Genomic DNA, 26,084 nt, shown 5'->3' on the forward strand with positions numbered 1-26,084 from the left:
GGTAGCGCCGGCTCAGCTGGACAGGGGATCGGCTAGAAGTCGTTCGAAGGCCAGCTCGGCCGCGCCGATCAGCGCGGCGTCCTCGCCCAGCTGCGGGGTACGCAGGCGTACGTGTTCCCGCGCGGCGATCAGGGCCATGGAGTTGAGGCGGCTGCGCACCTGCGCGGCGGCGACGAGATAGACGTCGCGGAGGGTGCCACCGAAGATGACCATCTCGGGATCGAAGATGTTGACGAGGTTGGCCAGGCCGAAGCCGAGCCAGTCACCGACCTGCCGCACCGCCGCCTGCGCGCTCGCGTCGCCCCGAGAGGCCGCGTCGACCACGGCCAGCGCCGCGCCCCGGCCGCCTTCGCTGTCGCGCCCCGCGGCGTTGAGCAGCGCGCGGTCGCCGATCTCGGTCTCCCAGCAGCCGCGCGAGCCGCAGCTGCACGGCCGCCCGCCGGGAAGTACCACCATGTGGCCGACCTGCCCGCCCTGCCCGGCGTGGCCGGTGAGCCGGCGGCCGCCGACGATGATGCCGGCGTCGACGCCGGCATCGCGGTGCAGGTAGATAACGTTGTCGCAACCGACCGCGGCGCCTCTGGCGTGCTCGGCCAGCGCCGCCACGTCGGCCGCGTTGCCGACGACCAGTGGTCGATCGGCGTCCAGCTCGGCGGCGAGCACGGCACTGAGCGGCTCGGCCACAGCGGCGTTGTCGGCGCCACCGCTCAGCCCCGCCTTGCCGTCCGCCCGGCGCATCACCCGCGACACGGATACGCCGCCGCCGACGTAGACGGCGCCGTCCGGCACCGCCTGCTGAAGGTCTTTGACGAACTCGGCGAGCAGCGGCACCGCCTCGGCGGCCGGCTGGCCGGAGGGGCGGTCGTCGGCCCGGTGGTCGAGCACTTCGCCGCCCAGCCCCACCCGTGCCACGCGCAGCTGGTCGACCTCGATGCTGAACGCGTACGCGTACACCCGCTCGGACTCCGGCCGGACGACCAGCGATGGTCGCCCGGCCCGGCCCGTCTCCCGGGGCGCCGCCTCCGTCACCAGGCCGACGCCGGCCAGGTCGGCGGTGAGCGCCCCGATGGTGCTGCGGTTGAGACCCAGCTCGGAGGTGAGCTCGGCGCGCGAGGTCGGACCGTGGATGTGCACGTACCGAAGGAGCGCACCGAGGTTCTGCCGGCGCACCTCCTCCTGGCTTGGTCCCGTGCGCATCCGTTGCCCAGCCTCCCCGATGATGAACGGCGTTACCTGATGCCGGTGGCCGCCGCCCGCCGCCGGGAAAGAGCGTCCACGCCGGCCGCCAGCAGCAGCACGGAGCCGGTGAAGACGAACTTTTGCCCGGAGCTGAGCTCCATGAGGCCCATGCCATTGTCGATCACGGCGATCACCGCGCCGCCGAGGACGGCGTCCATCACGCGGCCCTTGCCGCCGATCGCCGCCATGAACGAGCAGATCACGAAGACCGAGATGCGAATCCGGTCCACGTTGATGCCGGCCCGGCGGGCGGCCTCCCGGTTGCCGCCGACCGCGTAGATGTGCCGGCCGTACGCGGTGCGCCGCAGCACGAACGTCCAGACGATCAGCAGGATCCCGATGATCGGCACGACAATCGGCACGCCCTTGAGCGAGTTGATCACGGGGTTGATGCTGCGCTCGAGGTTGAGGAAGTACACCGAGCCACCGAGGATCAGCACGAGCCCGGCGATCCGGGCGAGTGGGATCGCGATCGGCTCGACGACCAGCCCGCGTGCCTGCCGCCGGCTGTGGCTCAGCAGCTGTACCGCCGCGTAGCCGCCGCCGGCCAGCGCCACGAGAGCCCAGCCCAGCCACGGTGGCATGTTGTTGTTTTCGATGGCGACGATCACGTCGTCGCCGATCGAGATGTTGGTGCCGCCCTTGATCAGCAGCAGCACGGTGCCCTGGAACGCGAGGAACGCGGCCAGTGTCACCACGAACGACGGTATGCCGACTTTCGCGACCAGGAATCCGAGTACCAGACCGATCACAACGCCGGTCGCGAGGGCCGCGAGGACCGCGACGTACCACGGGTAACCGTGCACGGCGACGACCTGCGCCAGCACCGCGGCGCAGACGCCGGCGGCGAAGCCGGCCGAAAGATCGATCTCGCCCAGCAGCAGGACGAACACCAACCCCATCGCGATCACCGCGACCCCGGCGCCCTGGGTGAACAGGTTGGCGAAGTTGCGCTCCGAGAAGAACGCCGGACGCATGAGGCCGAAGAACACGCAGAGCACGACCAAGCCGAGCACGGCCGGCAGCGCGCCCAGGTCACCGCCGCGGATGCGGGCGATGTAGTCCCGGACGATGCTCGTCACCGTGGGCTTCGGCGTCACGGCCGCCGGTTCGATGTGTTGCGCCGTGATGGTCATTCCTTAGCTCCCGGGATGGTCGGGTCCATGAGCTCGGCACCGTTGTCCGCCGGGGGCAGGCCGAGGTTGCCGCTGCGGCCGGCGGTGATCAGCTCGACCACCTGGGCATGGGTCACGTCGGTCGTGCGCAGCTGCGCGACCATGCGGCCGAGGAAAAGGGCCGCGATGTTGTCCGAGACCGCGAAGACGTCGTTCATGTTGTGCGAGATCAGCACGACGGCGAGTCCGTTGTCGGCCAGGCGGCGGACCAGCTCGAGCACCTGGGCGGTCTGCGCCACGCCGAGCGCGGCGGTCGGCTCGTCCAGGATGACCAGCTTGCTGTTCCACAGCACGGCCTTGGCGATCGCCACCGTCTGCCGCTGGCCACCGGAGAGGCTGGCGACGAGCTGGCGGAGTGACTTCACCGTGCGCACCGAGAGACCGGCCAGGGTCTGTGCGGCCATCTGCTCCATGGTCGGCTCGTCCAGCACCAGGCCGGAGCGCTTTTCCCGCCCAAGGAACATGTTCTGCACGATGTCGAGGTTGTCGCAGAGCGCCAGGTCCTGGTAAACGACCTCGATGCCGAGCGCGGCGGCGTCCCGCGGGCCATGGATGGTGACCGGGTTGCCCTCGAAGAGGAACTCGCCCTCGTCGCTCGTATAAATCCCGCTGATGCACTTGATCAGCGTCGACTTGCCGGCGCCGTTGTCACCGACGAGCGCGGTGACCTCGCCGGGCGGTACGGAAAAATCCACGTCTTGCAGGACCTGTACGGGGCCGAACCGCTTCACGATCCCGCGCGCTTCCAGCAGCGGTGTCACGCCATCTCCTTAGCGTTGATCTAGGGCACACCGGCGCGCAACCAAATCGGTTGGCGCCGATATGCCCTAGATCGACCGTATCTCAGGTCAGCTGATGCCGGCCGCTGTGCATGCGGCGGCGAAGCTGCCCGTGCACAGCTCTTCCTTGGTGACGAAGCCGTCCGCGACGACGTCCTTCACGTTTTCCTTGGTGATCGCTACCGGAGTCAGCAGCACCGACGGCACGTCCCGGCCGCCCTCGGGGTCCTTGACCGTCTGCGAGGTGGTCTTCTGCTCGCCCTTGGCCAGGCCGATCGCCAGCTCGGCGGCCGCGTCGGCCTCCTGCTTGATCGCCTTGTAGACGGTCATGCACTGGTCGCCCGCGAGGATGTTCTGGAGGCCCTGCACGGTGGCGTCCTGGCCGGTCACCGGGACCTTGCCGTTCAGCTTGTCCTTCTTGAGGACGGAGATCACCGCGTTGCCGAGGCCGTCGTTGGCGGCCAGCACACCGTTGATCTTGCCGCCGGTCTGGGTCACCATCTGCTCGAAGATCGTGCCGGCCTGGGTGTTGTCCCAGTCGGGCACCCACTGGTCCGGGCCCTTCTGGTATTCGCCGGAGTCATACTTCGGCTTGAGGACCGAGTCGTAGCCCTCCTTGAAGAGGGTGGCGTTGTTGTCGGTCTGCGAGCCGTTGAGCTCGGCCACGACCGGCTTCTGCACCTTCATGTCGGTGAGGCACTTGACGAGGCCCTCGCCCTGGAGCTTGCCGACGGCCACGTTGTCGAAGCTGACGTAGTAGGAGGCGGAGCCGCCGAGCGTCAGCCGGTCGTAGTCGATCGTGGCGACACCCTGCGACTTGGCCTTGTCGAGGACCGCCTTGCCGGTGCCGGAGTCGAGGTTGACGATCATCAGGACGGTGGCCCCATTGGTGATCATCTGGTCGGCCAGGGTCTGGAAGGTGTTCTTGTCACCCTGGGCGTTCTGGATGTCGTACTGAACCCCCGCGGCCTTGAAGGCCTCTTCGAGGTACTTGCGGTCGGCCGTCTCCCAGCGGACGGAAGACTTGCTGTCCGGCAGGATCACACCGATCTTGGGGGTCTTGCCGCCGCCGTTGTTGCCAGAGCCGGTGTCACTGCCGGAGTCGTCGCCACACGCGGCGAGCGACCCTACTGCCAACAGGCTGGCGGCAGCGATGGAGAGGATCCCTTTGCGCATTGCATGGGCCCTTTCATCGAAATGTGGGTTTGGTGGGTGTTTCGCGCGTCGAGGCGCGATGAGCGTCGTGGGCACGTACTTTTGTTGTGCCCGGCAACGTATTGCGGCACGGAGCGATCGCACAAGACCACCGACGCCACGAGTTTGTTGGCGGCGATAACAATTCAGCAACGCGATCGACATGTGCCCGTTCGTGGATCATGTCCGACTCGATCATCAGCCACTTTAACCCCGGTATCGGGGCAAAAAGGGCGAATCGCTCAGCTGCCGATGGCGGCGAGTGTCGCGGCGGTGAGGCGCACCAGGTCGCGCGGCGACAGCTCTACCTGGAGTCCTCGACGACCTGCCGATACGTAGATCGTGTCGTGATCGGCGGCGGTCGCGTCGACGACGGTCGGCAGGCGCTTGCGCTGCCCGAGCGGGCTGATCCCGCCGCGCACGTACCCGGTGGTCCGCTCGGCCAACGCCCGGTCGGCCAGCACCGCCCGCTTGCCGCCGGCGGCCGCTGCGAGCGCCTTGAGGTCAAGGTCGCCGGTGACCGGCACGACCGCCACGGTCAGGGCGCCGTCGACCTCGGTGACCAAGGTCTTGAAGACCCGCTCCGCCGGCACCCCCAGCACGGCCGCGACCTCGGCGCCGTAGTTGGGCGAGTCGGGCGACACCGAGTACGGATGCGTGGTGTGGGCGACCTTCTGCTTCGTGAGGAGCGACGTCGCCGGGGTGCCTTGGCCTGCCACGACTGCGAAGACTACCGCCGCTCCTCGACAGCGCCCGCGATCTGCCGCACGGTCCGGTCCGGATGGCGCAGCACGTCGTCCGCGGTGAACCGCAGGACCCGCCAGCCCACGGCGCGTAGCTGCGGAGGCACATGCGGTGGCCCGCCATGGCCAAGGATGCTGCCCCCTTGCTCAGCGGTACCACAAGTACGTTATGGCGGCGCTATGAGGTACTCGTGGTACCGCTGAGCGTGGAGCAGATCAGGGCGGTGGGTGCGCCGGCCACCCGGGTCAGCACGAGCGTGGCCGCCGCCGGGCCGGACAGGCGCAAGTCGCGGCGGAGTCGCTCCGGCTCCAGCGCCGAGCCGCGCTTCATGATTTCCAGGCGGCCGACGCCCCGCTCACGAAGGAGTGCCCTCAGTCGCTTCAGCGAAAAGGGCAGCACCTCTTCGACCGCGAAGCGGCGGGCGTACGGAGTCGCGACCGCCGAGTCCGCGTAGACGTAGGCGATTTCCGGGTCGGCCAGATGACCGCCCACCGTGGCGGCGAACTCCGCGACGAGGTGCGCCCGGACCACCGCGCCGTCGGGGTCGTAGAGGTAAGGCCGCACGCCGCCCACCGGCGCCCTCGCCAGGCCAGAGCCGGTCAGCTCCGCCGCGCCGGCCAACTCTGCGGGGCGGGGCAGCTCCGCGGCGCCCAGCAGCGCCGCGCGGCGGGGCACCTCCGCGAGCGGGCCGCACCAGAAGGCGGCCTCCACCACCTCGCCCCGCACGCTCACCCACTCCGCCTCCGCGCCCCGAGGTATCAGGGCGTGGTCTATCCCGGGCGCGAGCTTGAGCACGGTGCGCGGGACCCGCTCGGGGAGGGAGGTGACGAAGTCCCACGGCGGCGAGTAGGCCTTCGGATCGAAGACCCGCCGCCCGTCCCGCCGCCGGGCCGGGTCGCAGAAGACCGCGTCCACATCGGACAGGTCGGCCGCGGTGGCGTCACCGTGTCTCACGCGGATCCCGTCGAGCCCCAGGACTTCCGCGTTGGCGGCGGCTATCGCCGCGGTGCTCGGGTCGGCTTCCAGCGCGTACACGACGATGCCGGCACGGGCGGCGGCGATCGCGTCCGCGCCGATGCCGCAGCCCAGGTCGGCGAGTGTGCGCACCCCGGCGGCGCGCAACCGCGCGGCGCGGCGCTCGGCCACCGCGGACCGCGTCGCCTGCTCCAACCCCGCGCGCGTGAAGAACATGCGGCCAGCGTCGACACCGAACTTGGCCACCGCGCGCCGCCGCAGCTCGGCCTGCGTGAGCGCGGCGGCGGCCAGGTCGGCGGGCACGCCGGCACCACGGAGCGCGGCCGCCGCGGCCAGCGGGTCACCGCCGGCCAGCTCGGCCGCCGCCGCGAGGGCTTTCACCCCTTCCGGGGTACGCAGCGCGGCGAGCTGGTCGGGATGCACCGCCCGATTGTCGGCCCCGCCCGGCCGCCGGTCGTCAGCGGGCCGTGCTCGCCGGATCAGTGTGCGGTGGGCTCGACCACGCAGTCGGGGCCGGGGAAGACCAGGCTTTCGTGGCCGTCTGGGAAGCGGACGAGGTAGGGCGGATGGCCGTCGGCCCCGCGGACCTCGACGATCTCGGCGATCCGATCGCGGGCGCCGACCGTATTGCTGTGCACGTGCAAGCGGTCACCAACTGTGGCCTGCATGTCATCGCCTCCGCGCGAATGGGCTGCGGGGTACTCCCTCTGACGATCCCGCAAAACCTTCCGGCGCGCCATCGGTTCGGGGCACGCTGGCACTCTCCTTGACGGAGTGCTAGCGGCCGGCATAACCTGCGGGTTAGCACTCTCAAACCGAGGGTGCTAGCTCTCGGGCACGCCGGCACCCGCGACGACGGCATCGCCCGGTGGCATGAGGCAGCAGTATGACCGCCGTCCGGAGCGATCCGGGTGGCTACCAGACCAGTACCCCAGGAGGGTATGCCCGTGACTACCGCGACCAAGGTTGCGATCAAGCCGCTCGAGGACCGGATTCTGGTCCAGGCAAATGAGGCTGAGACCACCACGGCGTCGGGCATCGTGATTCCCGACACCGCCAAGGAGAAGCCGCAGGAGGGCACCGTCCTCGCTGTCGGCCCCGGCCGCGTCGACGACAAGGGCAACCGGATCCCGGTTGACGTGAAGGTCGGCGACACGGTCATCTACTCGAAGTACGGTGGCACCGAGGTCAAGTACGCCGGTGAGGAGTACCTGGTGCTCTCCGCCCGCGACGTCCTCGCCGTCATCGAGAAGTGACTGACTGAACGCTGATACGCCCCGGGCCGGAACCACGGTCCGGGGCGTACTGCCTGAAGGGACTTACATGGCGAAGATCCTGAGTTTCTCGGATGACGCCCGGCACCAGCTCGAGCACGGCGTCAACGCGCTGGCGGACGCGGTCAAGGTCACTCTCGGTCCGCGCGGGCGCAACGTCGTGCTGGACAAGAAGTTCGGCGCCCCGACGATCACAAACGACGGCGTGACGATCGCCAAGGAGATCGAGCTCGCCAACCCCTACGAAAACCTCGGCGCGCAGCTGGTCAAGGAGGTGGCGACCAAGACCAACGACGTCGCCGGCGACGGCACCACCACCGCCACCGTGCTCGCCCAGGCCATGGTGCGCGAGGGCCTGCGCAACGTTGCCGCCGGCGCCAACCCGGCCGGCCTCAAGCGGGGCATCGACGCCGCGGCCGAGGCCGTGTCGAAGGCGCTGCTGGAGAAGGCGGTCGAGGTCGCCGACAAGAAGTCGATCGCGCACGTCGCCACGATCTCGGCCCAGGACGCCACCATCGGTGACCTGATCGCCGAGGCGATGGAGAAGGTCGGCCGCGACGGCGTCATCACCGTCGAGGAAGGCTCCACCCTCGCGACCGAGCTCGAGGTCACCGAGGGCCTCCAGTTCGACAAGGGCTTCGTGTCACCGCACTTCGTGACCGACCCGGACGCGCAGGAGGCGGTGCTCGAAGACGCCTACGTGCTGATCACCACGCAGAAGATCTCCGCGGTCGAGGAGCTGCTGCCGCTGCTGGAGAAGGTGCTCCAGGCCAGCAAGCCGCTCCTGATCATCGCGGAAGACGTCGAGGGGCAGGCGCTGGCCACGCTGGTGGTCAACGCGATCCGCAAGACGTTCAAGGTCTGCGCGGTCAAGGCGCCCGGCTTCGGCGACCGCCGCAAGGCGATGCTCCAGGACATGGCCATCCTCACCGGCGGTGAGGTGGTCGCGCCCGAGCTCGGCTACAAGCTCGACTCGGTCGGCCTGGAGGTGCTCGGCTCGGCCCGGCGCATCGTCGTCGACAAGGACAACACCACGATCATCGAGGGCGGCGGCAACGACGTCGAGGTCGCCGACCGGGTCTCGCAGATCCGCAAGGAGATCGAGGCCTCGGACTCCGACTGGGACCGGGAGAAGCTCGCCGAGCGGCTGGCCAAGCTCTCCGGCGGCATCGCGGTGATCAAGGCCGGCGGCGCGACCGAGGTCGAGCTCAAGGAGCGCAAGCACCGCATCGAGGACGCCATCTCGGCGACCAAGGCCGCGGTCGAGGAGGGCACCGTGCCGGGCGGCGGCGCCGCGCTGGTGCAGGTGGCCGCGACCCTCGACGGCGGGCTGGGCCACACCGGCGACGAGGCGACCGGCGTGTCGATCGTCCGCAAGGCGCTCGACGAGCCGCTGCGCTGGATCGCGCAGAACGCCGGCCACGACGGCTACGTCGTGGTGAACAAGGTGCGCGCCAACGACTGGGGCTTCGGCCTCGACGCGGCCATCGGCGACTACGTCGACCTGGCCGGATCCGGCATCATCGACCCGGTCAAGGTGACCCGCAACGCGGTCACCAACGCGGCGTCGATCGCCGGTCTCCTGCTCACCACGGAGAGCCTGATCGTGGAAAAGCCGGAGAAGCCCGAGCCGGCACCCGCCGGTGGCCACGGCCACGGCCACGGTCACCAGCACGGACCCGGGTTCTAGCTCGCGTTTGACGGGGGCGCTCCTTCGGGAGCGCCCCTTCTCATTACAGGCGCCTTACGGCGCTGCTCGCCGGGGCATCCGGCGCGGCACACTTGGGCCCATGCGAAATGGCGTGCGCGGTGCGTTGGCGGGGATCGCCGCCGCCGCGGTGGCCCTCGGGCTGGCGGAGTTCGTCGCGGTGTTCACCGGCGCCCGCTCGGCCCCGCTCGTGGCGGTCGGCGGGTTTGTCGTAGATCACGTGCCCGAACCGCTCAAGCAGTTCGCGATCGACACCTTCGGCACCCACGACAAGACCGCCCTCCTGACCGGCACGGTGGTGCTGCTCGCCGCGTTCGCCGCGCTTATCGGCTGGCTCAGCCTCCGCAATATCTGGTACGGCGTGGCCGGCATCGCCCTCTTCGGCGTGATCGGTGTCGCGGCGGCGCTGACCAGGCCGGACGCCGGTGCGGAGGCGGCGGTGCCGTCCGTGCTCGGCGCGGCGGTGGCCGGTGTCGTGCTGTGGCGGCTGGTCCCACCGCGCTCATCCGCCGAGCCCGCCGAGATGGACTCCGCCGACCGCCGGCGCTTTCTCACCCAGGCCGCCGTCGTGGCCGGCGCGGCCGCCGCGAGCGGGCTCGCTGGGCGCTGGCTGGCCACCCGCCGCACCGTCTCGGAGGCGCGCAGGGCGGTGCGGCTGCCCGCGCCGGCCAGTCCCGCGCCGGCCGTGCCCGCCGGGTCGGATCTCGAGATCACCCAGCTCGCGCCGTACGTCACCTCGAACCGGGCCTTCTACCGCATCGACACCGCGCTCGTGCTGCCGCAGGTCGACCCGGACTCGTGGACGCTGAAGATCCACGGCCGGGTGCGCAACCCGATCACGCTCACCTTCGAGCAGTTGCTGGCCCGGCCCATGGTCGAGCGGTACGTCACGCTCGCCTGCGTTTCCAACGAGGTGGGCGGCGACCTGATCGGCAACGCGCGCTGGCTCGGCGTACCGCTGAAGGACCTGCTCGACGAGGCCGGCCCGCTCGACGGCGCGGACCAGGTCGTGGGCCGCTCGGCCGACGGCTGGACCTGCGGTACACCCACCGCCGTGCTCCGCGACGGCCGCGACGCGCTGCTGGCCGTCGGCATGAACGGCGAGCCGCTCCCCATCCAGCACGGCTTCCCGGCGCGGATGGTGGTGCCGGGGCTCTACGGGTACGTGTCCGCGTGCAAGTGGATCGTGGAGATGGAGCTGACCAGCTTCGCCGACTTCGACGCGTACTGGATTCCGCGCGGCTGGTCGCAGCAGGCGCCGATCAAGACCCAGTCCCGGATCGACGCGCCCCGCTCACGCAACAACCTCACCGCCGGCGCCGTCACGGTGGCCGGGGTCGCGTGGGCGCAACACCGCGGCATCCGCAAGGTGGAGGTACGCGTCGACGGCGGGCCGTGGCAGGAGGCCACGCTGGCCCGCACGGTGTCGATCGACACGTGGGTGCAGTGGTCGTGGCGATGGGACGCGACACGGGGCATGCACCGCCTACAGGTACGCGCCACCGACGCGACCGGAGCGGTGCAGCCGGAGGAGGAGCGGCCGCCGGACCCGGACGGTGCTACCGGGTGGCACTCGGTTGACGTTGAGGTGGGATAACCGACGGCACGGACTTGTGCGGCTTGCCCAGCCGCGCTTCGAGCCGGGTCACGTCGACGCGGCTCTGGTGGCGGTCGGCCAGGTCTTCCCAGCCCACCGCGAGCAGCCGCAGCCGCTCGGACTCGCTGAAGCCGCCCCACACGCCGTACGGCTCCCGTACCGACAGCGCGTGCGCGGCACACTCCGGGCGTACCGGGCAGGAGTGGCAGAACGACTTCGCCTTCGCCTCACGACGGTTGCGCGAGGAACCGCGCTCACCGTCGGGGTGGAAAAACTGCGCGCTGTCTCTACCCCGGCAGGCGCCAAGCCGCTGCCAGTCCCAGATGTCAGAGATGGGACCGGGCAATCTGCTCACGTTGGACATCGACACTCCTCCCACGAGGCGCTCCGGCCACGCGAATCACGGATTACCCGCCCGCGCGCGTAGGGAAACCGGCGTGTCTACTGTCGGGAACTTTCAACTTCTTTCGTCCGAAAGCCCGTAATGATCAGTTGCTTCCGTGGTCTCCTCCTCAGAGGAAGAGGAGGATCACAGTGCGTACCGTCCTCGTGTGTGTCCGGACACCGCTCGCGGCCCAGACCGTCGCGTCCGCCGCCGCCCGTCTCGGGATGAGCGGCGCCGTGCGAACGGCCGTGTCGGAGACCGAAGCCTTAATGCGGTTGGCCGAGCGCCCCGCCGACATAATCCTCGCGGATACCGCGCTGACCCGGCGGGACAGCGTCGGCTTCACCCGGCGGGCCTTAGTACGGGCGCCCGGGGCGGTGATCATCCTCTTTGGCGCCGAAGATCCCCGCGTGGCGGCAGCCACGATCGCCGCCGGCGCCCGTGGCGTGCTCCGCGGCGGTGGTGACCACGACCTGGTGAGCATCGTCGCCAAGGCGCTGCTGCTCTGCCTGCCCGAGCCGGCCCGACCAGCCGCCACCCGTCCCGCCGTGTCACGGTCCGGCGAAGCGGTGGCCGTGGCTGGCGAACCCCCTGCCGACCAGGCGATACCCGCCGCGGGCGCCCCCGCCGCCCGCCCCACCAACGGCCCGCTCTCGCGCACCCAGCCACCGCCCTCGATGGTGCCGGTGCAGCGCGGTGACCAGCTCGACGTAGGCCCCGGCGGCCCCGGCCGGCCGCCCGGTGGCAGCCCCAACACCGGCCCGAGCTGGCGGGTCGGCCCGCGCGCCGGCGACCGGCCCGAGGTGGTGGCTCGGCGCATGACGCTCACCGAGCGCGAGCTCCAGGTGCTGCGCGGCATGGCCGACGGCAAGAGCAACGCCGAGATCGGGCGCGAGCTCTTCGTCTCCGAAGACACGGTCAAGACCCACGCCCGGCGGTTGTTTCGCAAGCTGGGCGCGCGCGACCGCGCCCACGCCGTGGCGGCCGGGTTTCGCGCCGGCCTGGTCGCCTAGCCCCTAGTCTTCGTCGGTGCCCTCGGAGAGGGTGTCGTGCACGCCGTCGGCGTACCCCCGGGCGTACTCCCAGGTCACGTAGTGGTCTGGATCCGGGTCGTACGCCGGCTCGTGCACCCTCGGGCGGCCCGAGTTGAGCAGATGGCGCAGGTTGCCCCGGAGCAGGTCCCAGTCGAAGTAGTGCGGCTCGTGGCAGTCTTCGCACTCGATCACGAGCCCGCGGATGCCGATGGGGCTCAGCAGAGCCTGGTAGATCTCGAGGTCGGCCAGGTCCTCCAGCACGTCCTGCCGCTCCGCGTCGGACAGCGGGTCGAGCTGGGGGTCCTCACCGAGGTCCTCCAGGCCCGCGGACGGGTCAGCGGGATCGCCGTTGAACGGGTCGATCGGCTCGTCGTGCTGCACCCCTCCACCGTAGTCGCAACCCAGCTCTCCGCGTGTGCCGCGCATGCTGAGTTGTGCGAGCTTGCGAGCACAACCATCAGGCTCAGTGATGACACGCGGCGCTGGCCGCACGATCAGACGGCGTCGTAACCCGACGAGCCGCAGGTAGGCGCGGAGGGGCGGACCGGGCGATGGGTACGATGAACCATCGTGCCACCGAGAGGACCCAATTGTGGATAACCTGCCTTCCGCCGAGGCTGTGCCGATCGGGCTGACGTTCGACGACGTGCTGCTCCAGCCCGCCGAATCCGAGATCATCCCGAGCCGGGTGCACACCGCTACCCAGGTGAGTCGCAACGTCAGCGTGGCAATCCCGCTGATGTCGAGTCCCATGGACACGGTGACCGAAGCGCGGATGGCGATCGCGATGGCGCGTCAGGGCGGTCTGGGCGTGCTCCACCGCAACCTCTCGATCGAAGACCAGGCGCTCCAGGTCGACCAGGTCAAGCGCTCCGAGGCGGGCATGGTGACCAACCCGATCACGTGCAGCCCGGACGACACGCTCCGCGACGTCGACGCCCTTTGCGGCCGATACCGGATCTCCGGCGTGCCGGTCACCGACGCCAACGGCACGTTGCTCGGCATCGTCACCAACCGCGACATGCGTTTCGTGACCGACGGCGGCACGCCGGTCCACGAGATCATGACCCGGATGCCGCTGGTCACCGCGCGGGTCGGGGTCTCCAAGGACGAGGCACTCGCCCTGCTGCGCCAGCACAAGGTGGAAAAGCTGCCGATCGTCGACGACGGCGGCCGGCTGCGCGGGCTGATCACGGTAAAGGACTTCACCAAGAGCGAGCAGTACCCGGACGCCACCAAGGACCCGGCCGGCCGGCTGCGCGTGGCCGCCGCGGTCGGCGTGGGCGAAGACGCGTACAAGCGGGCCCGGACTCTCGTCGAGGCCGCCGTCGACGTGCTGATCGTCGACACGGCACACGGTCACCAGCGCGCGGTGCTGGAGATGGTCGCCCGGCTGAAGAAGGACACCACGGTCGACGTGGTCGGTGGCAACGTGGCGACGTTCGCGGGTGCGAAGGCGCTGGTCGACGCCGGTGCCGACGCGGTCAAGGTCGGCGTGGGGCCGGGCGCGATCTGCACCACGCGGGTGGTGGCCGGTGTCGGCGTGCCGCAGATCACCGCGGTGATGGAGGCCACCCGGGCCTGCCGTCCGTCCGGCGTTCCGGTGATCGCGGACGGCGGCATCCAGTACTCCGGGGACATCGCCAAGGCCCTGGTGGCCGGCGCCGACACGGTAATGCTCGGCAGCCTCCTCGCCGGCTGCGAGGAGAGCCCGGGCGAGCTGCTGTTCATCAACGGCAAGCAGTTCAAGGCATACCGGGGGATGGGGTCGCTCGGCGCGATGCAGTCGCGCGGGCAGGCCCGGTCCTACTCCAAGGACCGCTACTTCCAGGACGACGTGCTCAGCGAGGAAAAGCTGGTGCCCGAGGGCGTCGAGGGCCAGGTGCCCTACCGCGGGCCGCTGTCGCAGGTCGCCCACCAGCTGATCGGCGGCCTCCGGCTGGCCATGGGATACGTCGGCGCGGAGAGCATCCCCGAGCTACACAGTCGCGGTCAGCTCATCCGGATCACCGCGGCCGGGCTCAAGGAGAGCCACCCGCACGACATCCAGATGACCGTCGAGGCGCCCAACTACCACACGCGATAGGAGCGACCCGTGCGTGACGTGGTGGAGATCGGGTTGGGTAAGACCGCGCAGCGCGGATACCACCTCGACGATATTGCGATCGTGCCGAGCCGCCGCACGCGGGACGTCGACGACGTGTCCACGGGCTGGCAGCTCGACGCGTACCCGTTTGACATCCCGTGCGTGGCCCACCCCTCCGACGCCACCATGAGCCCGGCGACGGCCGTGGCCCTCGGGCGCCTCGGCGGCCTCGGCGTGCTCAATGTCGAGGGCCTGTGGACCCGCTACGAAGACCCGACGAAGGTCCTCGAAGAGCTCGCCTCGCTCGACGAGGACGCACCCGCGACGCGGCGCCTCCAGGAGGCGTACGCCGAGCCGATCCGCCCCGAGCTGATCGCCGAGCGCGTGCGTGCGATCCGCGAGGGTGGGGTGACCGTCGCCGTGCGGGTCTCGCCGCAGCACACGCTCGCGCTCGCCCCGGTGATCCTCGATGCCGGAGTCGACATCCTGGTCATCCAGGGCACGCTCGTCTCCGCCGAGCACGTCTCCACCACGGACGAGCCGCTCAACCTCAAGGAGTTCATCGCCGACCTCGACCTGCCGGTGATCGCGGGTGGCTGCACCGACTACAAGACGGCGCTGCACCTCATGCGCACCGGCGCGGCCGGCGTGATCGTGGGCGTGGGCGCCGACGAGTGGTCCACGACCGACACCGTGCTGGGCATCCGGGTGCCGATGGCCACCGCGATCGCCGACGCGGCGGCCGCCCGCCGCGACTACCTCGACGAGACCGGTGGCCGCTACGTGCACCTGATCGCCGACGGCGACATCCAGACATCGGGCGACATCGCCAAGGCGCTCGGCTGCGGCGCCGACGCGGTGATGCTCGGCGAGCCGCTCTCGCTCAGCGAGGAGGCGCCGGGGATGGGCGCGTGGTGGCACTCGGCCGCCAGCCACCCCAACCTGCCGCGCGGGGCGTTCGGGGTGGCCGACGAGCCGCTCGGCAGCCTGGAAAAGGTGCTGTACGGGCCGGCCGACGCGCCGGACGGGCAGCTCAACCTCTTCGGCGGCCTCAAGCGGGCGATGGCCAAGTGCGGCTACCGCGACGTCAAGGAGTTCCAGCGGGTCGGCCTGGTCCTCGACAGGTAGCGATATCGTCGCGGCGCCTGCCCGCGACGAGACGATGGACTTTCTTGTCGCTTTCGGCGCGAGAGAGGACGCTCCCTACGTGAATCGCAGGATCCTGGCCGCCGCGGCCGTCGTAGCGCTGGCCGCCGGCGGCTGCACCGACTCCGCTCCCGAATCGCCGCCGAGTTCGCCTCAGGCGGCCAAGCGCGACTTCAAGCCGGGCGAGGACGGCGTCGGCGACCCGTACTTCCCGACGTACGGCAACGGCGGCTACGACGTGCGCCACTACAAGCTCGTCGTCAAGTACGACCCGAGCACCGACGAGCTCACCGGCACCGCCACGATCACGGCGGCCGCGACGGAAGACCTGTCCAGGTTCAACCTCGACTTCGTCGGCATGTCGGTCAGCTCGGTGAAGGTCGACGGCGCGGACGCCGAGGACAAGCGCGAAGACGCCGAGCTCGTCGTCACGCCGTCCGGCGGGATCGCCAAGGACGCCGAGTTCACCGTCGAGATCGGATACTCGGGCAAGCCGGTGCCGATCAAGAGCCCTGACTTCGGCGAAGGCGGGTTCCTGCACACCGACGACGGTGCGATCGCGCTCGGCCAGCCCGAGTCGGCCAGCACCTGGTTTCCGGTCAACGACCACCCGATCGACAAGGCCACGTACGACGTCGAGGCGACCGTGCCGGAAGGGCTGGCCGCGCTCAGCAACGGCGTGCCGGGCGGCGACGCCGACAGCGGCGGCTGGACCACCTGGAAGTGGTCGGAGAAGGTGCCGATGGCCAGCTACCTGGCGTTCCTGGTGATCGGCAAGTTTCGGGTGGAGACCGGCGAGCACAAGGGCAAGCCGGTGTTCACCGCCATCGACTCGAAGCTGAGACCGGGCAGCCCGGCCGACCAGGCGATGGCACAGACCACCGAGATCGCCGACTTCCTGGAGACCCAGTTCGGCCCGTACCCGTTCCAGGCGTACGGCGGCGTGGTGGTCGACGACGACCGCATCCGGTACGCGCTGGAGACCCAGTCGCGGCCGGTCTACGGGGGCCTGTTCTTCAAGCAGGGCCCGTTCACCGAGGTGGTCGCGCACGAGCTGGCCCACCAGTGGTTCGGCGACAGCGTCTCGGTCGCGCAGTGGCGGGACATCTGGCTCAACGAGGGCTTCGCCAGCTACGCCGAGTGGCTGTGGACCGAGGAGGAGGGCGGCCTCTCGGTGCAGGAGAGCTTCCAGCGCGAGTACGCCGACACCGACTGGAAGAACCCCACCGCCGACCCGGGCCGGGCGGGCCTCTTCGGCCGGGCGGTGTACAAGCGCGGCGCGCTGGCCGTGCACGCGCTGCGGCTGGAGGTCGGCGACACCGACTTCTTCCGCATCCTCAAGACGTGGACGGCGGAAAAGCGCAACGGCAACGTCACCACCGCCGACTTCATCACGGTCGCCGAGCGGGTCTCCGGCGAGTCGCTGGACCGCCTCTTCGACGCATGGCTGATCGGCCAGTCACCCCCGGAGATCCCCGGGTAGGGCGCGCTATTTCTTGGTTACCACGGCCGGGTGGGTGCGCAGGTACGCGTCCGCTCGGCCGGCCACCAGCGCGGGGAAGAACTTTCGGCCCTCCGCGGTGAGCTGCTCGCCCCGGTAGCCCGAGCCGCGCCCCACGCCGGCGCCGGGCAGCACCACAAGCTTCAGCCCTTCCGGGCGCAGGCCGCTGAGCGCGGACGCGTAGTCGAGTGCCGGCCGACCCCGCCCGTCGAAGGTCAGGGTCTTGCCGAGCGCGCGCAGCACCCGGTCGAACTCCAGCGGGTTGCGGGCGACGTCGAGGCTGAGCGCCTTGGCCAGGACCGCACGGACGAGCTGCTGGTGGTGCCGCTGCCGGGTGTAGTCGCCGCCGGGCAGGTAGCGCTGCCGCGAGAAGTCCAGCGCCTGCCAGCCGACCAGATGGCGCATGCCCACCTCGTACACCATCTGCGGGCCGCCGTAGCCGGCCGGCCCGCCGCCGGCCGAGCGGCCGCGCCCGTCCGGGCGCAGGTGTTGGGACGGGGTGCGCTGGTCGACGTAGATGTCCACCCCGCCCAGCGCGTCGACGAGCTTGCGGAAGCCGGTGAACGTCAGCACCGCACCCGCGTCGAACCGCTTGATCCCGGTGTACCGGCTGATCGTCTGGGCCAACAGCTGGAACCCCTGCGCCACGTCGGGCCTGGCGTCGCCCCGCCGGCTGCCGTTGCTCATCGCCTCGGTGAGCTTCGTGCGCCCGCCCCGGTACCTCGACTTGGGAAAGGCCGGGACGTCGACGAGCAGGTCGCGGGGGAGCGAGACCATGTACCCGGTCTTCAGCCCGCGCTCCACGTGCAGGATCGTCACCGCGTCGGCGTGCGGCTCCCAGGTCGGATCGTCCTCGCGCGTGTCCACGCCGACGATGAGCATGTTGAGCGGGCCGGTGATGTCGGCGCCGGGCGGTGGCGTGGGGCTGGGGGTTGCCGATGGAGACGGGCTGGCGGTGCCGAAGAGGTCGGCGGTGCCGATCTCGTACCGGTCGCGCAGCGCGTACCCCACCGCCACCGCGCCGCCACCCAGCAGCACGATCGCGGCCAGCGCCGCCGCGCCCAAGATGATCCATCGTCGCCGAGTCATAGAGTGGCATCGTGCCCGGTCGGTGCTCTGGTGTGCTAGCTACTGGTGAGTAATGATGGCTGATATGCGCTACGACGTCGTGGTGATCGGGTCTGGCTTCGGTGGGAGCGTGGCCGCGCTGCGGCTGGCCGAAAAGGGCTACTCGGTCGCTGTGCTGGAGGCGGGGCGGCGCTTCGCGGACAGCGAGTTTCCAGAGACCTCGTGGCGCACCCGGCGTTTTCTCTGGGCACCCAAGCTGGGCTGCTTCGGCATCCAGCGGATCACGCTGCTCCGCTCGGCGCGCGGCGAGGCCGGCGCGGGTGTGCTCGTGCTCTCCGGCGCCGGGGTGGGCGGCGGCTCGCTCAACTACGCCAACACGCTCTACGAGCCGATGCCACCGTTCTACGCCGACCCGCAGTGGCGCGACATCACCGACTGGCGCGCGGAGCTGGCCCCGCACTACGACCAGGCCAAGCGGATGCTCGGCGTCACCACGTACCCCCATGACACCGCCGCGGACCGGGCGATGCGCGCGGTGGCCGAGCGGATGGGTGTCGGGCACACGTTCCACTCCACGCCCGTCGGTGTCCACATCGGGCGGCCGGGTGAGCGGGTCGCCGACCCGTACTTCGGCGGTGCCGGGCCGGAGCGCACCGGCTGCCTGCACTGCGGGTCGTGCATGACCGGCTGCCGCCACGGCGCCAAGAACACGCTGGTGAAGAACTACCTCTGGCTCGCCGAGCGGCTCGGCGTCGAGGTGCACCCGCTGACCACGGCGGTCGCGGTGCGCCCGGCGGGATCGGGCTATAGCGTGGAGACGGCCCGCACCGGTGCGTGGTTCCGCCGTTCCCGGCGGGTCTTCGAGGCCGACCAGGTGGTGTTCGCCGCCGGCGCGCTCGGCACCCAGCGACTGCTGCACGCGATGAAGGCGTCCGGCACGCTGCCCCACCTCTCCGACCGGGTCGGCGCGCTCACCCGCACCAACTCCGAGGCGATCCTCGGCGCCGGCGTGCTGCGCCCGGACGCGCGCCGGCGCGGGCTCGACTTCACCGAGGGCGTGGCCATCACCAGCTCCTTCCACCCCGACGAGCACACGCACATCGAGCCCGTGCGCTACGGCCGCGGCTCGAACGTGATGGGGCTGCTCCAGTCCGCCCTCGTCGACGGCGGGCCGCGCCGCCCGCTGCGCTGGCTGGGCACGATCGCCGGCCGCCCGCTCACCTACCTGCGGCTGCTTTCGGTGCGCGACTGGTCCAGGCGCACGGTGATCGCGCTCGTCATGCAGTCGGTCGACAACTCGCTGACCACGCTGTACAAGCGCGGCAGGCTGCGCACGACCCAGGGCCACGGCGCGCCCAACCCGACCTGGATCCCGGCCGGCAACGAGGCGGTGCGACTGCTCGCCGAGGAGATCGGCGGCCTGCCCGGCGGCGCGGTGACCGACGCGTTCAACGTGCCCATGACCGCACACATCCTCGGCGGCGCGGCGATCGGCGCCACCCCGGAGGACGGCGTCGTGGACGCGTACCACCGGGTCTACGGCCATGCCGGCCTGCACGTGGTCGACGGCGCGGCGGTGACGGCCAACCTCGGCGTCAACCCGTCGCTCACGATCACGGCCCAGGCCGAGCGCGCCATGTCCTTCTGGCCCAACCGCGGCGGCATCGATCCCCGACCACCGCTCGGCTCGCCCTACGCGCGGATCGCCCCAGTGGCGCCCGCGACACCAGCCGTGCCGCCACACGCCCCGGCGGCACTGCGCCGGTAGGCTTCACGCACATGAGCGAGCGGAGCGAGCGAATCATCAAACTCAGCGCGTGGGGAGTCTCGTGCCCGCCCGCAGCGAAGCGAGGACGGGCATGAGCACACCGCGCCCGGTCCTGGTCGTCGACTTCGGGGCCCAGTACGCCCAGCTGATCGCCCGCCGGGTGCGCGAGGCGAAGGTCTACTCCGAGATCGTGCCGCACTCGATGCCGGTCGCCGAGATGCTGGCCAAAGACCCCGCCGCGATCATCCTGTCCGGCGGGCCCTCCAGCGTGTACGAGCCGGGCGCGCCGCAGATCGACGCCAAGCTTTTCGACGCGGGCGTGCCGGTCTTCGGCATCTGCTACGGGTTCCAGGCGATGGCGCAGGCGCTCGGCGGCACGGTGGCGCACACCGGCCGGCGTGAGTTCGGCGGCACGGCGCTCGCCGCCCGTCCCGAGGCCGGCGTGCTGCTGCGTGACCTGCCCGCCGAGCTGTCGGTGTGGATGAGCCACGGCGACTGCGTGACCGAGGCACCCACCGGGTTCACGGTCACCGCCGGGTCGCCGGGCGCGCCGGTGGCCGCCTTCGAAGACGTGGCCGGCCGGCGTGCCGGCGTGCAGTTCCACCCGGAGGTGGCGCACACGGCGCACGGGCAGGCGATGCTCACCCGTTTCCTGTACGACATCGCCGGCATCGAGCCGACCTGGACGATGGGCAACATCATCGACGACCAGGTGGCCGCGATCCGCGAGAAGGTGGGCGACAAGGAGGTCATCTGCGCGCTCTCCGGCGGCGTCGACAGCGCGGTGGCCGCCGCGCTCGTCCACAAGGCCGTCGGCGACCAGCTCACCTGCGTCTTCGTCGACCACGGGCTGCTGCGCGCGGGCGAGGCCGAGCAGGTCGAGCAGGATTACGTCGCGGCGACCGGCATCAAGCTCAAGGTGGTCGACGCGGCCGACCGTTTCCTCACGGCGCTCGACGGGGTCACCGACCCGGAAGACAAGCGCAAGATCATCGGGCGTGAGTTCATCCGGGTGTTCGAGGCCGCCGCGCGGGAGGTCGCGGCGGCGGGCGACGTGGAGTTCCTGGTGCAGGGGACGCTCTACCCCGACGTGGTGGAGTCCGGCGGCGGCACCGGCACCGCCAACATCAAGTCACATCACAACGTCGGCGGTCTGCCCGACGACCTCAAGTTTTCGCTGGTCGAGCCGCTGCGCACGCTCTTCAAAGACGAGGTGCGCCAGCTGGGCCTCTCGCTCGGCCTGCCCGAGGCGATGGTGTGGCGCCACCCATTCCCGGGGCCGGGGCTGGCCATCCGCATCATCGGCGCCGTCTCCGCCGACCGGCTTGCCGTGCTGCGCGCCGCCGATCTGATCGCCCGCGAGGAGCTCACCGCCGCGGGGCTCGACCGCGACGTCTGGCAGTTTCCGGTCGTGCTGCTCGCCGACGTGCGGTCGGTGGGCGTGCAGGGCGACGGCCGTACGTACGGCCATCCGATCGTCCTGCGCCCGGTCTCCAGCGAAGACGCCATGACGGCCGACTGGTCGCGCCTGCCGTACGAGGTGATCGCCAAGATCTCCACCCGCGTCACCAACGAGGTGCCCGAGGTAAACCGCGTGGTGCTGGACGTGACCAGCAAGCCCCCGGGCACGATCGAGTGGGAGTAGCTAGGCGCTCGGGCCGGTCGGCGGGTGCACCGGCCAGGCGGGCGCGTCCGCGGGCTCTTCCGGCATCAGAAACCACATCACCGGGTACGCGAGCGCGGCCACCCCGGCGGTGAGCAGCGCGGCCACCGCGAAGATGACGCGAACGAGCACCGGATCGACGTTGAAGTAACGGCCGAGGCCGCTCGCCACGCCCGCGATGATGCGGTCGGTGGTGGGCCGCCTGAGCTGCTTGTAGGGAGGGTTTTCGGTCATGTCTCAACGGTCCGCGCCGGGCCGCTCGGCGACCTCGGTGAGCGCCCGGATGACTACCCTGAAACGTCCCCGACGGGCTGACGTTACCTATCGAAAGGGATGGGGGCCGCGGGTGAGCACGACGGTGCTGGACCCGAATTCCGGTTTAGCCTTCTGTCAGGAATCTGACTGTGGTCATAGACTTGTCACCTCATTCGGGAAGAATGCCCCCCTGTGACCCCCGCGCTCGAGCCGCTCCGCAGGATCGCGGCCTATGCCGTCGTGTCCGATTCCGACGGTCAGGTGCTGCTCGTGCGCGCCTCCCCGCGCTCCGGCACGCCGGGCGTCTGGTCGCTGCCGGGCGGGGCGGTCGACCACGGTGAAGACCCCAACCACACGGTGGTCCGCGAGACCGCGGCCGAGACCGGCCTCTCGGTGAGCGTCACCGGGCTGCGCGACGTGCTGGCCGACATGCGGGCGCTGCCGCACCGCGGCATCACGATCCACACCGACCGGCTGATCTACAACGTGGCGGTGCGTGGCGGCACGCTCTGCGACCGCGTCGGCCAGCCCACCGACCTGGCCCGCTGGCACACGATCGACGCCGCGGGGAGGCTGCCGCTGCGGCCGTTCACGGCAAGCGCGCTGGGGCTCCCCGCCGCCGCGGTCGACGTGCGCCCCGACGAGGCACCCGACTTCCCCTCGTTCTACGCCGTGCCCGGGCCCGACGGGCTGCACCGGGCGCAGCGCTTCGCGGCGTACGCGGTGGCCACCGACCCCGCCGGCCGTGTGCTGCTCACCAAGGTCGCCGACGGCTACCCGGGCGCGGGCTGCTGGCACCTGCCCGGCGGCGGCACCGACTACGGAGAGCAGCCCGGCGCGGCGCTCATCCGCGAGCTGCTGGAAGAGACCGGGCAGCGCGGGCGGCTCGTCGAGCTGCTGGGCGTGGCGAGCCACCGCGACGCCGCCTCGCTCGGCCCGGAGGGCTACCCGATCGACTGGCACGGCGTGCGCGCGTTCTACCGCGTGGAGGTCGAGGCGCCGGCCCCGCCGAGCGTGGGCGACGTCGGCGGCTCCACGTCCGAGGCCCGCTGGTTCCGCCCCGACGAGCTGTACGCGCTGGCCGCACACGAGCTGACCGAGGTCACGGCCGAAGCCATGCGCGCGGCGCGCCTTTGAGACGGATCGCCGCCTACGGCGTCTGCCGGGACGGCGAGGGGCGAGTGCTGCTGGTCCGCGGTTCGTCGGCCGCCGACCTGCCGGGGGTCTGGCAGATTCCGGGCGGCGGCATCGACCACGGCGAGCACCCGGCCGACGCGGTGGTACGCGAGTTCGCCGAGGAGACCGGCCTCACCGTGACCGTCACCGGGCTGCGCGCCGTCGTCTCCGACGTGCTGTGGGACAAGCACACCGACCGCGTGGTCTACGACGTGGCCGTGCGTGGCGGCACACTGCGCGACGAGCCGGACGGCACCACCGACCTGGCGGCCTGGATCGCTCCGGCGGAGCTGCCCGGCCTGCCCCTGCTGCCGTTCTCGGCCGAGCTGCTCGGCCAGCCCCCGGAGCCGGTCACGGCCCCCGCGCGTGCCACCCCGCCGCCGGTGGACCCGCGACCGTCACAGGGTCAGCGGTTCGCGGCGTACGGGGTCGCCACCGACCCGGCCGGCCGCCTGCTGCTCACGCTGATCGCCGACGGGTACCCGGGCGCCGGAAAGTGGCACCTGCCCGGCGGCGGGACCGACCACGGCGAGCAGCCGGCCGCCGCGCTGCTGCGTGAGCTCGCCGAGGAGACCGACCAGGTCGGTCGGGTAACCGACCTGCTCGACGTGACCCACCACCGCAATCCGCGTGCGCTGGGCCCCGAGGGCTACCCGATCGACTGGCACGCCGTGCGGGCCACCTATCGGGTACGGGTCGACACGCCCACCGAGCCCCGTGTGACCGAGGCGGCCGGCGGGTCGACCGCGCGGGCGGCCTGGTGGAGCGTGGCCGAGGCGGCGCGGCTGCCGTTGACCGACGTCGCGGCTGCCGGGTTATCGCACCTGACGGCCGGTTTGGGCGGCACCGGCTAGAATATGTGGCTGCGTTCGTAGTCAGCGGCCCGCCAGGCACGCTGGCGAGGCTATCGCCAAGCCCATCCGGACTGTGCGATGGTGTAGGCCGCATGCGACCGGACGGCCGCCGAGGCGGCGGAGAGACCGATCCGGTCATGGAGGGATACGTGCCGAGAGCCCCTTGGCGCCGGCGTCGTGCGACGGACAGTCCACGCCCTGGAGGGCGCCGCTGGGCAGGGCGTTTGCGCCGCAGCGGCTCGTTCGCCCGGCAGGTCCTGCTGGTCCGCGTCGGCCGGCGCCGGCCGCAGTCGAGCGCAGGCTCCACGGTTGTCGTGCCGGCCCACTACGAGTCGGTGACCGACGACGAGATCGAGTCGCTTCTGCCGGTGAGCCCGGCTCCCGCGGGTGCGGCCGTCAGCGGCGGCCCGATCCCGCTCCTCCCTGGCGAGCACACGCCGGCCCGGCGGGCCATGTTCGCGCTGGTCAACGCCTGCACCCTTAGCAGCCTCACGCTCGGCCTGCTCGCCATCTTCCTGGCCATGCGCGGCGACGTGCGGGCCGGCGCCGTGTGCCTCGTCGCCTGCGTGGCGTTCGACGGCCTCGACGGCGCGCTCGCCCGCCGCTTCGGCGTGGTCAGCCCGTTCGGCGCGCAGATGGACTCGCTCGCCGACATGTGCTCGTTCGGCCTGGCCGCGCCCGTGGTGGTGTACGCGTCACTGGCCGGCACGGTGCCCACCGCGGCCGCCGCCGCCGGCTGCACGCTCGTCGCCGGATGCGCCGCGATCCGGCTGGCCCGCTTCAACGTCTCACCCAAGGACGGCCGCTTCTTCTGCGGCGTGCCCACCACGATGGTCGCGGCGGTGCTCGCCGTCGGGGTGCTCATCGAGCTGCCCCTGTCCGGTCCGGCCCAGCTGGCCGGCGTGGCACTGCTGGCGTTCGCGATGGTGTCCAGCTTCCCGTACGCCAAGATCGGCCGCCTGTTCCGGCTGCCACCGTGGCTCTGGCTGCTGCCGGTGGTCGGCGCGCTCGTCGACCCACGCCTGACCTTCGCCGCGATCGTGGTCGGCTACCTGCTCAGCGGCCCCGTGCTCTGGCTCCGCCACCGCCACGCCGCGTAGCGCCACAAGCTCGTCGAGGCCGGCTGGCCCCCGCACCAGCCGGCTTTGCCGATGATTCGCCCCGCGAGTGGTCGGCAGCGCGGAGACCTGCCGTGCTGCTCATCCCCCGTGGCGGCGAAGGGTCAGAGCCAGCGGGCGATCACCGAGGCGCCGCCCAGTACGCGGTCGCCGGGTGCAACCAGCGGCTCGGCGGCTTCGGCGGGCAGGTAGACGTCGGTCCGGGAGCCAAAGCGGATCAGGCCGAACCGCTCGCCCTTCGCCAGTAGTGCGCCCACCGGCGCGCGCTGCACGATCCGGCGTGCCACCAGCCCGGTGCGCTGGGCCACCACCACGGTGCCGCGGGCGGTGTCCAGCACCGTGTACGCCGCGACGTTGTGCTCGGCCTCCGGCCGCATGGCCGCGGCGAAGCCGCCGTCAGTGACGAAGTAGTCGACCACCCGGCCGGCCACCGGGGCGCGGTTGACGTGCACGTCGAACACCGACAGGAAGACCGCCACCCGCAGGAACTCGTCCGGCCCGAACCGGTCGTCGCGCATCCGCTCGACGGAGAGCACCTTGCCGTCGCTGGCCGCCACGACCGCCGACAGGTCTTCGGGCACGTCGCGCTGCGGGTCGCGGAAGAACGCGGCCACCGGCGCGGCGGCCAGGGCCGGCACCAGCCACAGCCGTGACTTGGGGCGGGCGACCCGGGTCAGCGCGGCCAGGCCGAGCGCGATGCCGGCGGCGGCCACGCCGTTGGAGTCGATGTGCATGGCGCGGCTCATCGGCACGCTCGACGGCCGGTACGCGGGCGCGAGGTGGCTGGCCAGTGCCGTCTCCGCGGTGGTGAAGCGCAGGCGGTGGACGCGCAGCGGCGGGTTGTTGCGCACCACGAGGTCGGAACCGACGCCGAAGAGCGCGGCCTGCCGGCCCAGCTCGGCGGCGGCGCTCCCGGTGAGCCCGGTGGCCACCGCCAGCACACCGCCCTCCACGAGGTACTTGGTGAGGCCCTCGATGGACGCCCGCGCCTCCTCGGCGGAGCCCTCCAGCGGCTCGGCGACGATCACGACGTGGGCCGGGTCGGCCTCGGCGAGCGAGTCCGCGACGCGTACCCGCTCGGTCACCCACCGGCTCTGCGCCGCGACGTGGTCGCGGAGGGCGCCCACCCCGGATGCCTCCGCCGGCACGACGGTGAGCGTGTCGCCGGGCAACATGCCCTCGATGGCGGCGGTCAGCACGGCGGAGCGGCCGTGCGCGCCGACCACGAGGCCGGTCTTCGGACCGTTGTGCCGGGCCAGCTCGGAGGCGAGGGTGCGGGCGGCGCGGGCGGCGGTGCGGGTCTGAGTCACGCGCCCAGCATAGGCGGCATTCCTTACGCCATCAG

Annotated in this window: 24 protein-coding genes and 1 pseudogene; 12 read left to right on the forward strand and 13 right to left on the reverse strand. The window is 71.3% G+C overall.

Annotation, left to right across the window (positions count from 1 at the left end; genetic code table 11):
• Window positions 1-12: 12 nt before the first annotated feature.
• From ACTMTJ_RS01595 to ACTMTJ_RS01630, 8 genes are all read right to left on the reverse strand, one after another.
• A complete protein-coding gene (locus ACTMTJ_RS01595) occupies window positions 13-1,197 on the reverse strand; it encodes an ROK family transcriptional regulator (RefSeq protein ID WP_441214184.1) in 1,185 nt (394 codons plus the stop codon).
• A 32-nt stretch (window positions 1,198-1,229) separates the two neighbouring features.
• The gene (locus ACTMTJ_RS01600; protein WP_441214185.1) at window positions 1,230-2,375 is read right to left on the reverse strand and encodes a sugar ABC transporter permease; all 1,146 of its coding nucleotides are present in this window, start codon (window positions 2,373-2,375) and stop codon (window positions 1,230-1,232) included.
• Complete coding sequence (locus ACTMTJ_RS01605; RefSeq protein WP_441214186.1) at window positions 2,372-3,175, reverse strand: ATP-binding cassette domain-containing protein; 804 nt, start codon at window positions 3,173-3,175, stop codon at window positions 2,372-2,374. The genes ACTMTJ_RS01600 and ACTMTJ_RS01605 overlap by 4 nt, the downstream gene beginning before the upstream one ends.
• An 87-nt stretch (window positions 3,176-3,262) precedes the next feature.
• Window positions 3,263-4,369, reverse strand: a complete 1,107-nt coding sequence (locus ACTMTJ_RS01610; RefSeq protein WP_441214187.1) for a sugar ABC transporter substrate-binding protein — start codon at window positions 4,367-4,369, stop codon at window positions 3,263-3,265.
• A gap of 260 nt (window positions 4,370-4,629) precedes the next feature.
• Window positions 4,630-5,106, reverse strand: a complete 477-nt coding sequence (gene ybaK, locus ACTMTJ_RS01615; protein ID WP_441214188.1) for a Cys-tRNA(Pro) deacylase — start codon at window positions 5,104-5,106, stop codon at window positions 4,630-4,632.
• A gap of 11 nt (window positions 5,107-5,117) precedes the next feature.
• Window positions 5,118-5,216 (reverse strand): hypothetical protein, encoded by a 99-nt coding sequence (locus ACTMTJ_RS01620; RefSeq protein WP_441214189.1) that lies wholly within the window; start codon window positions 5,214-5,216, stop codon window positions 5,118-5,120.
• Window positions 5,217-5,308: 92 nt separating this feature from the next.
• Window positions 5,309-6,529: a THUMP-like domain-containing protein gene (locus ACTMTJ_RS01625; protein ID WP_441214190.1), complete on the reverse strand. Its 1,221-nt coding sequence runs from the start codon at window positions 6,527-6,529 to the stop codon at window positions 5,309-5,311.
• 56 nt (window positions 6,530-6,585) lie between these two features.
• Entirely contained in the window at window positions 6,586-6,774 is a 189-nt protein-coding gene (locus ACTMTJ_RS01630) for a DUF1918 domain-containing protein (RefSeq protein WP_441214191.1), read from the reverse strand.
• A gap of 273 nt (window positions 6,775-7,047) precedes the next feature.
• Between ACTMTJ_RS01630 and groES the strand changes: the two genes are divergently transcribed.
• From groES to ACTMTJ_RS01645, 3 genes are all read left to right on the forward strand, one after another.
• Window positions 7,048-7,362 carry a co-chaperone GroES gene (gene groES / locus ACTMTJ_RS01635; RefSeq protein ID WP_089012574.1) on the forward strand — a complete coding sequence of 105 codons (315 nt, stop codon included), beginning with the start codon at window positions 7,048-7,050 and terminating at the stop codon, window positions 7,360-7,362.
• Between the two features lie 67 nt (window positions 7,363-7,429).
• Window positions 7,430-9,070, forward strand: a complete 1,641-nt coding sequence (gene groL / locus ACTMTJ_RS01640; protein WP_441214192.1) for a chaperonin GroEL — start codon at window positions 7,430-7,432, stop codon at window positions 9,068-9,070.
• A gap of 100 nt (window positions 9,071-9,170) precedes the next feature.
• Window positions 9,171-10,685: a molybdopterin-dependent oxidoreductase gene (locus ACTMTJ_RS01645; RefSeq protein WP_441214193.1), complete on the forward strand. Its 1,515-nt coding sequence runs from the start codon at window positions 9,171-9,173 to the stop codon at window positions 10,683-10,685.
• Here ACTMTJ_RS01645 and ACTMTJ_RS01650 read toward each other — a convergent pair.
• A complete protein-coding gene (locus tag ACTMTJ_RS01650; RefSeq protein ID WP_441214194.1) occupies window positions 10,648-11,049 on the reverse strand; it encodes a WhiB family transcriptional regulator in 402 nt (133 codons plus the stop codon). The genes ACTMTJ_RS01645 and ACTMTJ_RS01650 overlap by 38 nt on opposite strands.
• 170 nt (window positions 11,050-11,219) lie before the next feature.
• Between ACTMTJ_RS01650 and ACTMTJ_RS01655 the strand changes: the two genes are divergently transcribed.
• Entirely contained in the window at window positions 11,220-12,083 is an 864-nt protein-coding gene (locus ACTMTJ_RS01655) for a response regulator transcription factor (RefSeq protein ID WP_441214195.1), read from the forward strand.
• Between the two features lie 3 nt (window positions 12,084-12,086).
• Here ACTMTJ_RS01655 and ACTMTJ_RS01660 read toward each other — a convergent pair whose 3' ends face one another.
• The gene (locus ACTMTJ_RS01660; RefSeq protein WP_441214196.1) at window positions 12,087-12,530 is read right to left on the reverse strand and encodes a DUF5319 domain-containing protein; all 444 of its coding nucleotides are present in this window, start codon (window positions 12,528-12,530) and stop codon (window positions 12,087-12,089) included.
• 166 nt (window positions 12,531-12,696) lie between these two features.
• On the opposite strand from ACTMTJ_RS01660, the gene guaB reads away from it, so the two are divergent.
• The 3 genes from guaB (at window position 12,697) to ACTMTJ_RS01675 (ending at window position 16,819) form a co-directional block, all read left to right on the forward strand.
• The gene (guaB, locus tag ACTMTJ_RS01665) at window positions 12,697-14,190 is read left to right on the forward strand and encodes an IMP dehydrogenase (RefSeq protein WP_441214197.1); all 1,494 of its coding nucleotides are present in this window, start codon (window positions 12,697-12,699) and stop codon (window positions 14,188-14,190) included.
• A gap of 9 nt (window positions 14,191-14,199) precedes the next feature.
• Window positions 14,200-15,318: a GuaB3 family IMP dehydrogenase-related protein gene (locus tag ACTMTJ_RS01670; RefSeq protein WP_441214198.1), complete on the forward strand. Its 1,119-nt coding sequence runs from the start codon at window positions 14,200-14,202 to the stop codon at window positions 15,316-15,318.
• A gap of 79 nt (window positions 15,319-15,397) precedes the next feature.
• Complete coding sequence (locus tag ACTMTJ_RS01675) at window positions 15,398-16,819, forward strand: M1 family metallopeptidase (protein WP_441214199.1); 1,422 nt, start codon at window positions 15,398-15,400, stop codon at window positions 16,817-16,819.
• Window positions 16,820-16,825: 6 nt separating this feature from the next.
• Here the strand turns inward: ACTMTJ_RS01675 and ACTMTJ_RS01680 are convergent, their stop codons facing one another.
• Entirely contained in the window at window positions 16,826-17,926 is a 1,101-nt protein-coding gene (locus ACTMTJ_RS01680; protein ID WP_441214200.1) for an LCP family protein, read from the reverse strand.
• Between the two features lie 64 nt (window positions 17,927-17,990).
• Between ACTMTJ_RS01680 and ACTMTJ_RS01685 the strand changes: the two genes are divergently transcribed.
• Both ACTMTJ_RS01685 and guaA read left to right on the forward strand, forming a co-directional pair.
• Window positions 17,991-19,673: an FAD-dependent oxidoreductase gene (locus tag ACTMTJ_RS01685; protein ID WP_441214482.1), complete on the forward strand. Its 1,683-nt coding sequence runs from the start codon at window positions 17,991-17,993 to the stop codon at window positions 19,671-19,673.
• A gap of 91 nt (window positions 19,674-19,764) precedes the next feature.
• Window positions 19,765-21,318 carry a glutamine-hydrolyzing GMP synthase gene (gene guaA / locus ACTMTJ_RS01690; protein WP_441214201.1) on the forward strand — a complete coding sequence of 518 codons (1,554 nt, stop codon included), beginning with the start codon at window positions 19,765-19,767 and terminating at the stop codon, window positions 21,316-21,318.
• On the opposite strand, the pseudogene ACTMTJ_RS01695 reads toward guaA, so the two are convergent.
• Window positions 21,239-21,570: pseudogene (locus ACTMTJ_RS01695) on the reverse strand (PspC domain-containing protein). The gene guaA and the pseudogene ACTMTJ_RS01695 overlap by 80 nt on opposite strands.
• Before the next feature lie 213 nt (window positions 21,571-21,783).
• Between ACTMTJ_RS01695 and ACTMTJ_RS01700 the strand changes: the two are divergent.
• The 3 genes from ACTMTJ_RS01700 to ACTMTJ_RS01710 all read left to right on the forward strand — a co-directional run bounded on the left by ACTMTJ_RS01700 (window position 21,784) and on the right by ACTMTJ_RS01710 (window position 24,721).
• Window positions 21,784-22,728 (forward strand): NUDIX domain-containing protein, encoded by a 945-nt coding sequence (locus ACTMTJ_RS01700; RefSeq protein WP_441214202.1) that lies wholly within the window; start codon window positions 21,784-21,786, stop codon window positions 22,726-22,728.
• Window positions 22,725-23,621, forward strand: coding sequence for an NUDIX hydrolase (locus tag ACTMTJ_RS01705; RefSeq protein ID WP_441214203.1), 897 nt, complete (start codon window positions 22,725-22,727; stop codon window positions 23,619-23,621). The genes ACTMTJ_RS01700 and ACTMTJ_RS01705 overlap by 4 nt, the downstream gene beginning before the upstream one ends.
• A 224-nt stretch (window positions 23,622-23,845) precedes the next feature.
• Window positions 23,846-24,721, forward strand: a complete 876-nt coding sequence (locus tag ACTMTJ_RS01710) for a CDP-alcohol phosphatidyltransferase family protein (protein WP_441214204.1) — start codon at window positions 23,846-23,848, stop codon at window positions 24,719-24,721.
• 122 nt (window positions 24,722-24,843) lie between these two features.
• On the opposite strand, the gene ACTMTJ_RS01715 is transcribed toward ACTMTJ_RS01710, so the two are convergent.
• Window positions 24,844-26,049, reverse strand: a complete 1,206-nt coding sequence (locus ACTMTJ_RS01715; RefSeq protein ID WP_441214205.1) for a phosphatidylserine decarboxylase — start codon at window positions 26,047-26,049, stop codon at window positions 24,844-24,846.
• Between the last annotated feature and the right edge of the window lie 35 nt (window positions 26,050-26,084).

The sequence above is a fragment of the Phytohabitans sp. LJ34 genome (assembly GCF_052068095.1).
Taxonomy (GTDB): Bacteria; Actinomycetota; Actinomycetes; order Mycobacteriales; family Micromonosporaceae; genus Phytohabitans.

Coding starts and splice junctions, on each gene's coding strand:
- ACTMTJ_RS01595 (WP_441214184.1), bottom strand. CDS start 1,197: ATGCGCACGGGACCAAGCCAGGAGGAGGTGCGCCGGCAGAACCTCGGT.
- ACTMTJ_RS01600 (WP_441214185.1), bottom strand. CDS start 2,375: ATGACCATCACGGCGCAACACATCGAACCGGCGGCCGTGACGCCGAAG.
- ACTMTJ_RS01610 (WP_441214187.1), bottom strand. CDS start 4,369: ATGCGCAAAGGGATCCTCTCCATCGCTGCCGCCAGCCTGTTGGCAGTA.
- ACTMTJ_RS01630 (WP_441214191.1), bottom strand. CDS start 6,774: ATGCAGGCCACAGTTGGTGACCGCTTGCACGTGCACAGCAATACGGTC.
- groES (WP_089012574.1), top strand. CDS start 7,048: ATGCCCGTGACTACCGCGACCAAGGTTGCGATCAAGCCGCTCGAGGAC.
- groL (WP_441214192.1), top strand. CDS start 7,430: ATGGCGAAGATCCTGAGTTTCTCGGATGACGCCCGGCACCAGCTCGAG.
- ACTMTJ_RS01645 (WP_441214193.1), top strand. CDS start 9,171: ATGCGAAATGGCGTGCGCGGTGCGTTGGCGGGGATCGCCGCCGCCGCG.
- ACTMTJ_RS01650 (WP_441214194.1), bottom strand. CDS start 11,049: ATGTCCAACGTGAGCAGATTGCCCGGTCCCATCTCTGACATCTGGGAC.
- ACTMTJ_RS01660 (WP_441214196.1), bottom strand. CDS start 12,530: ATGCGCGGCACACGCGGAGAGCTGGGTTGCGACTACGGTGGAGGGGTG.
- ACTMTJ_RS01680 (WP_441214200.1), bottom strand. CDS start 17,926: ATGACTCGGCGACGATGGATCATCTTGGGCGCGGCGGCGCTGGCCGCG.
- ACTMTJ_RS01685 (WP_441214482.1), top strand. CDS start 17,991: ATGCGCTACGACGTCGTGGTGATCGGGTCTGGCTTCGGTGGGAGCGTG.
- guaA (WP_441214201.1), top strand. CDS start 19,765: ATGAGCACACCGCGCCCGGTCCTGGTCGTCGACTTCGGGGCCCAGTAC.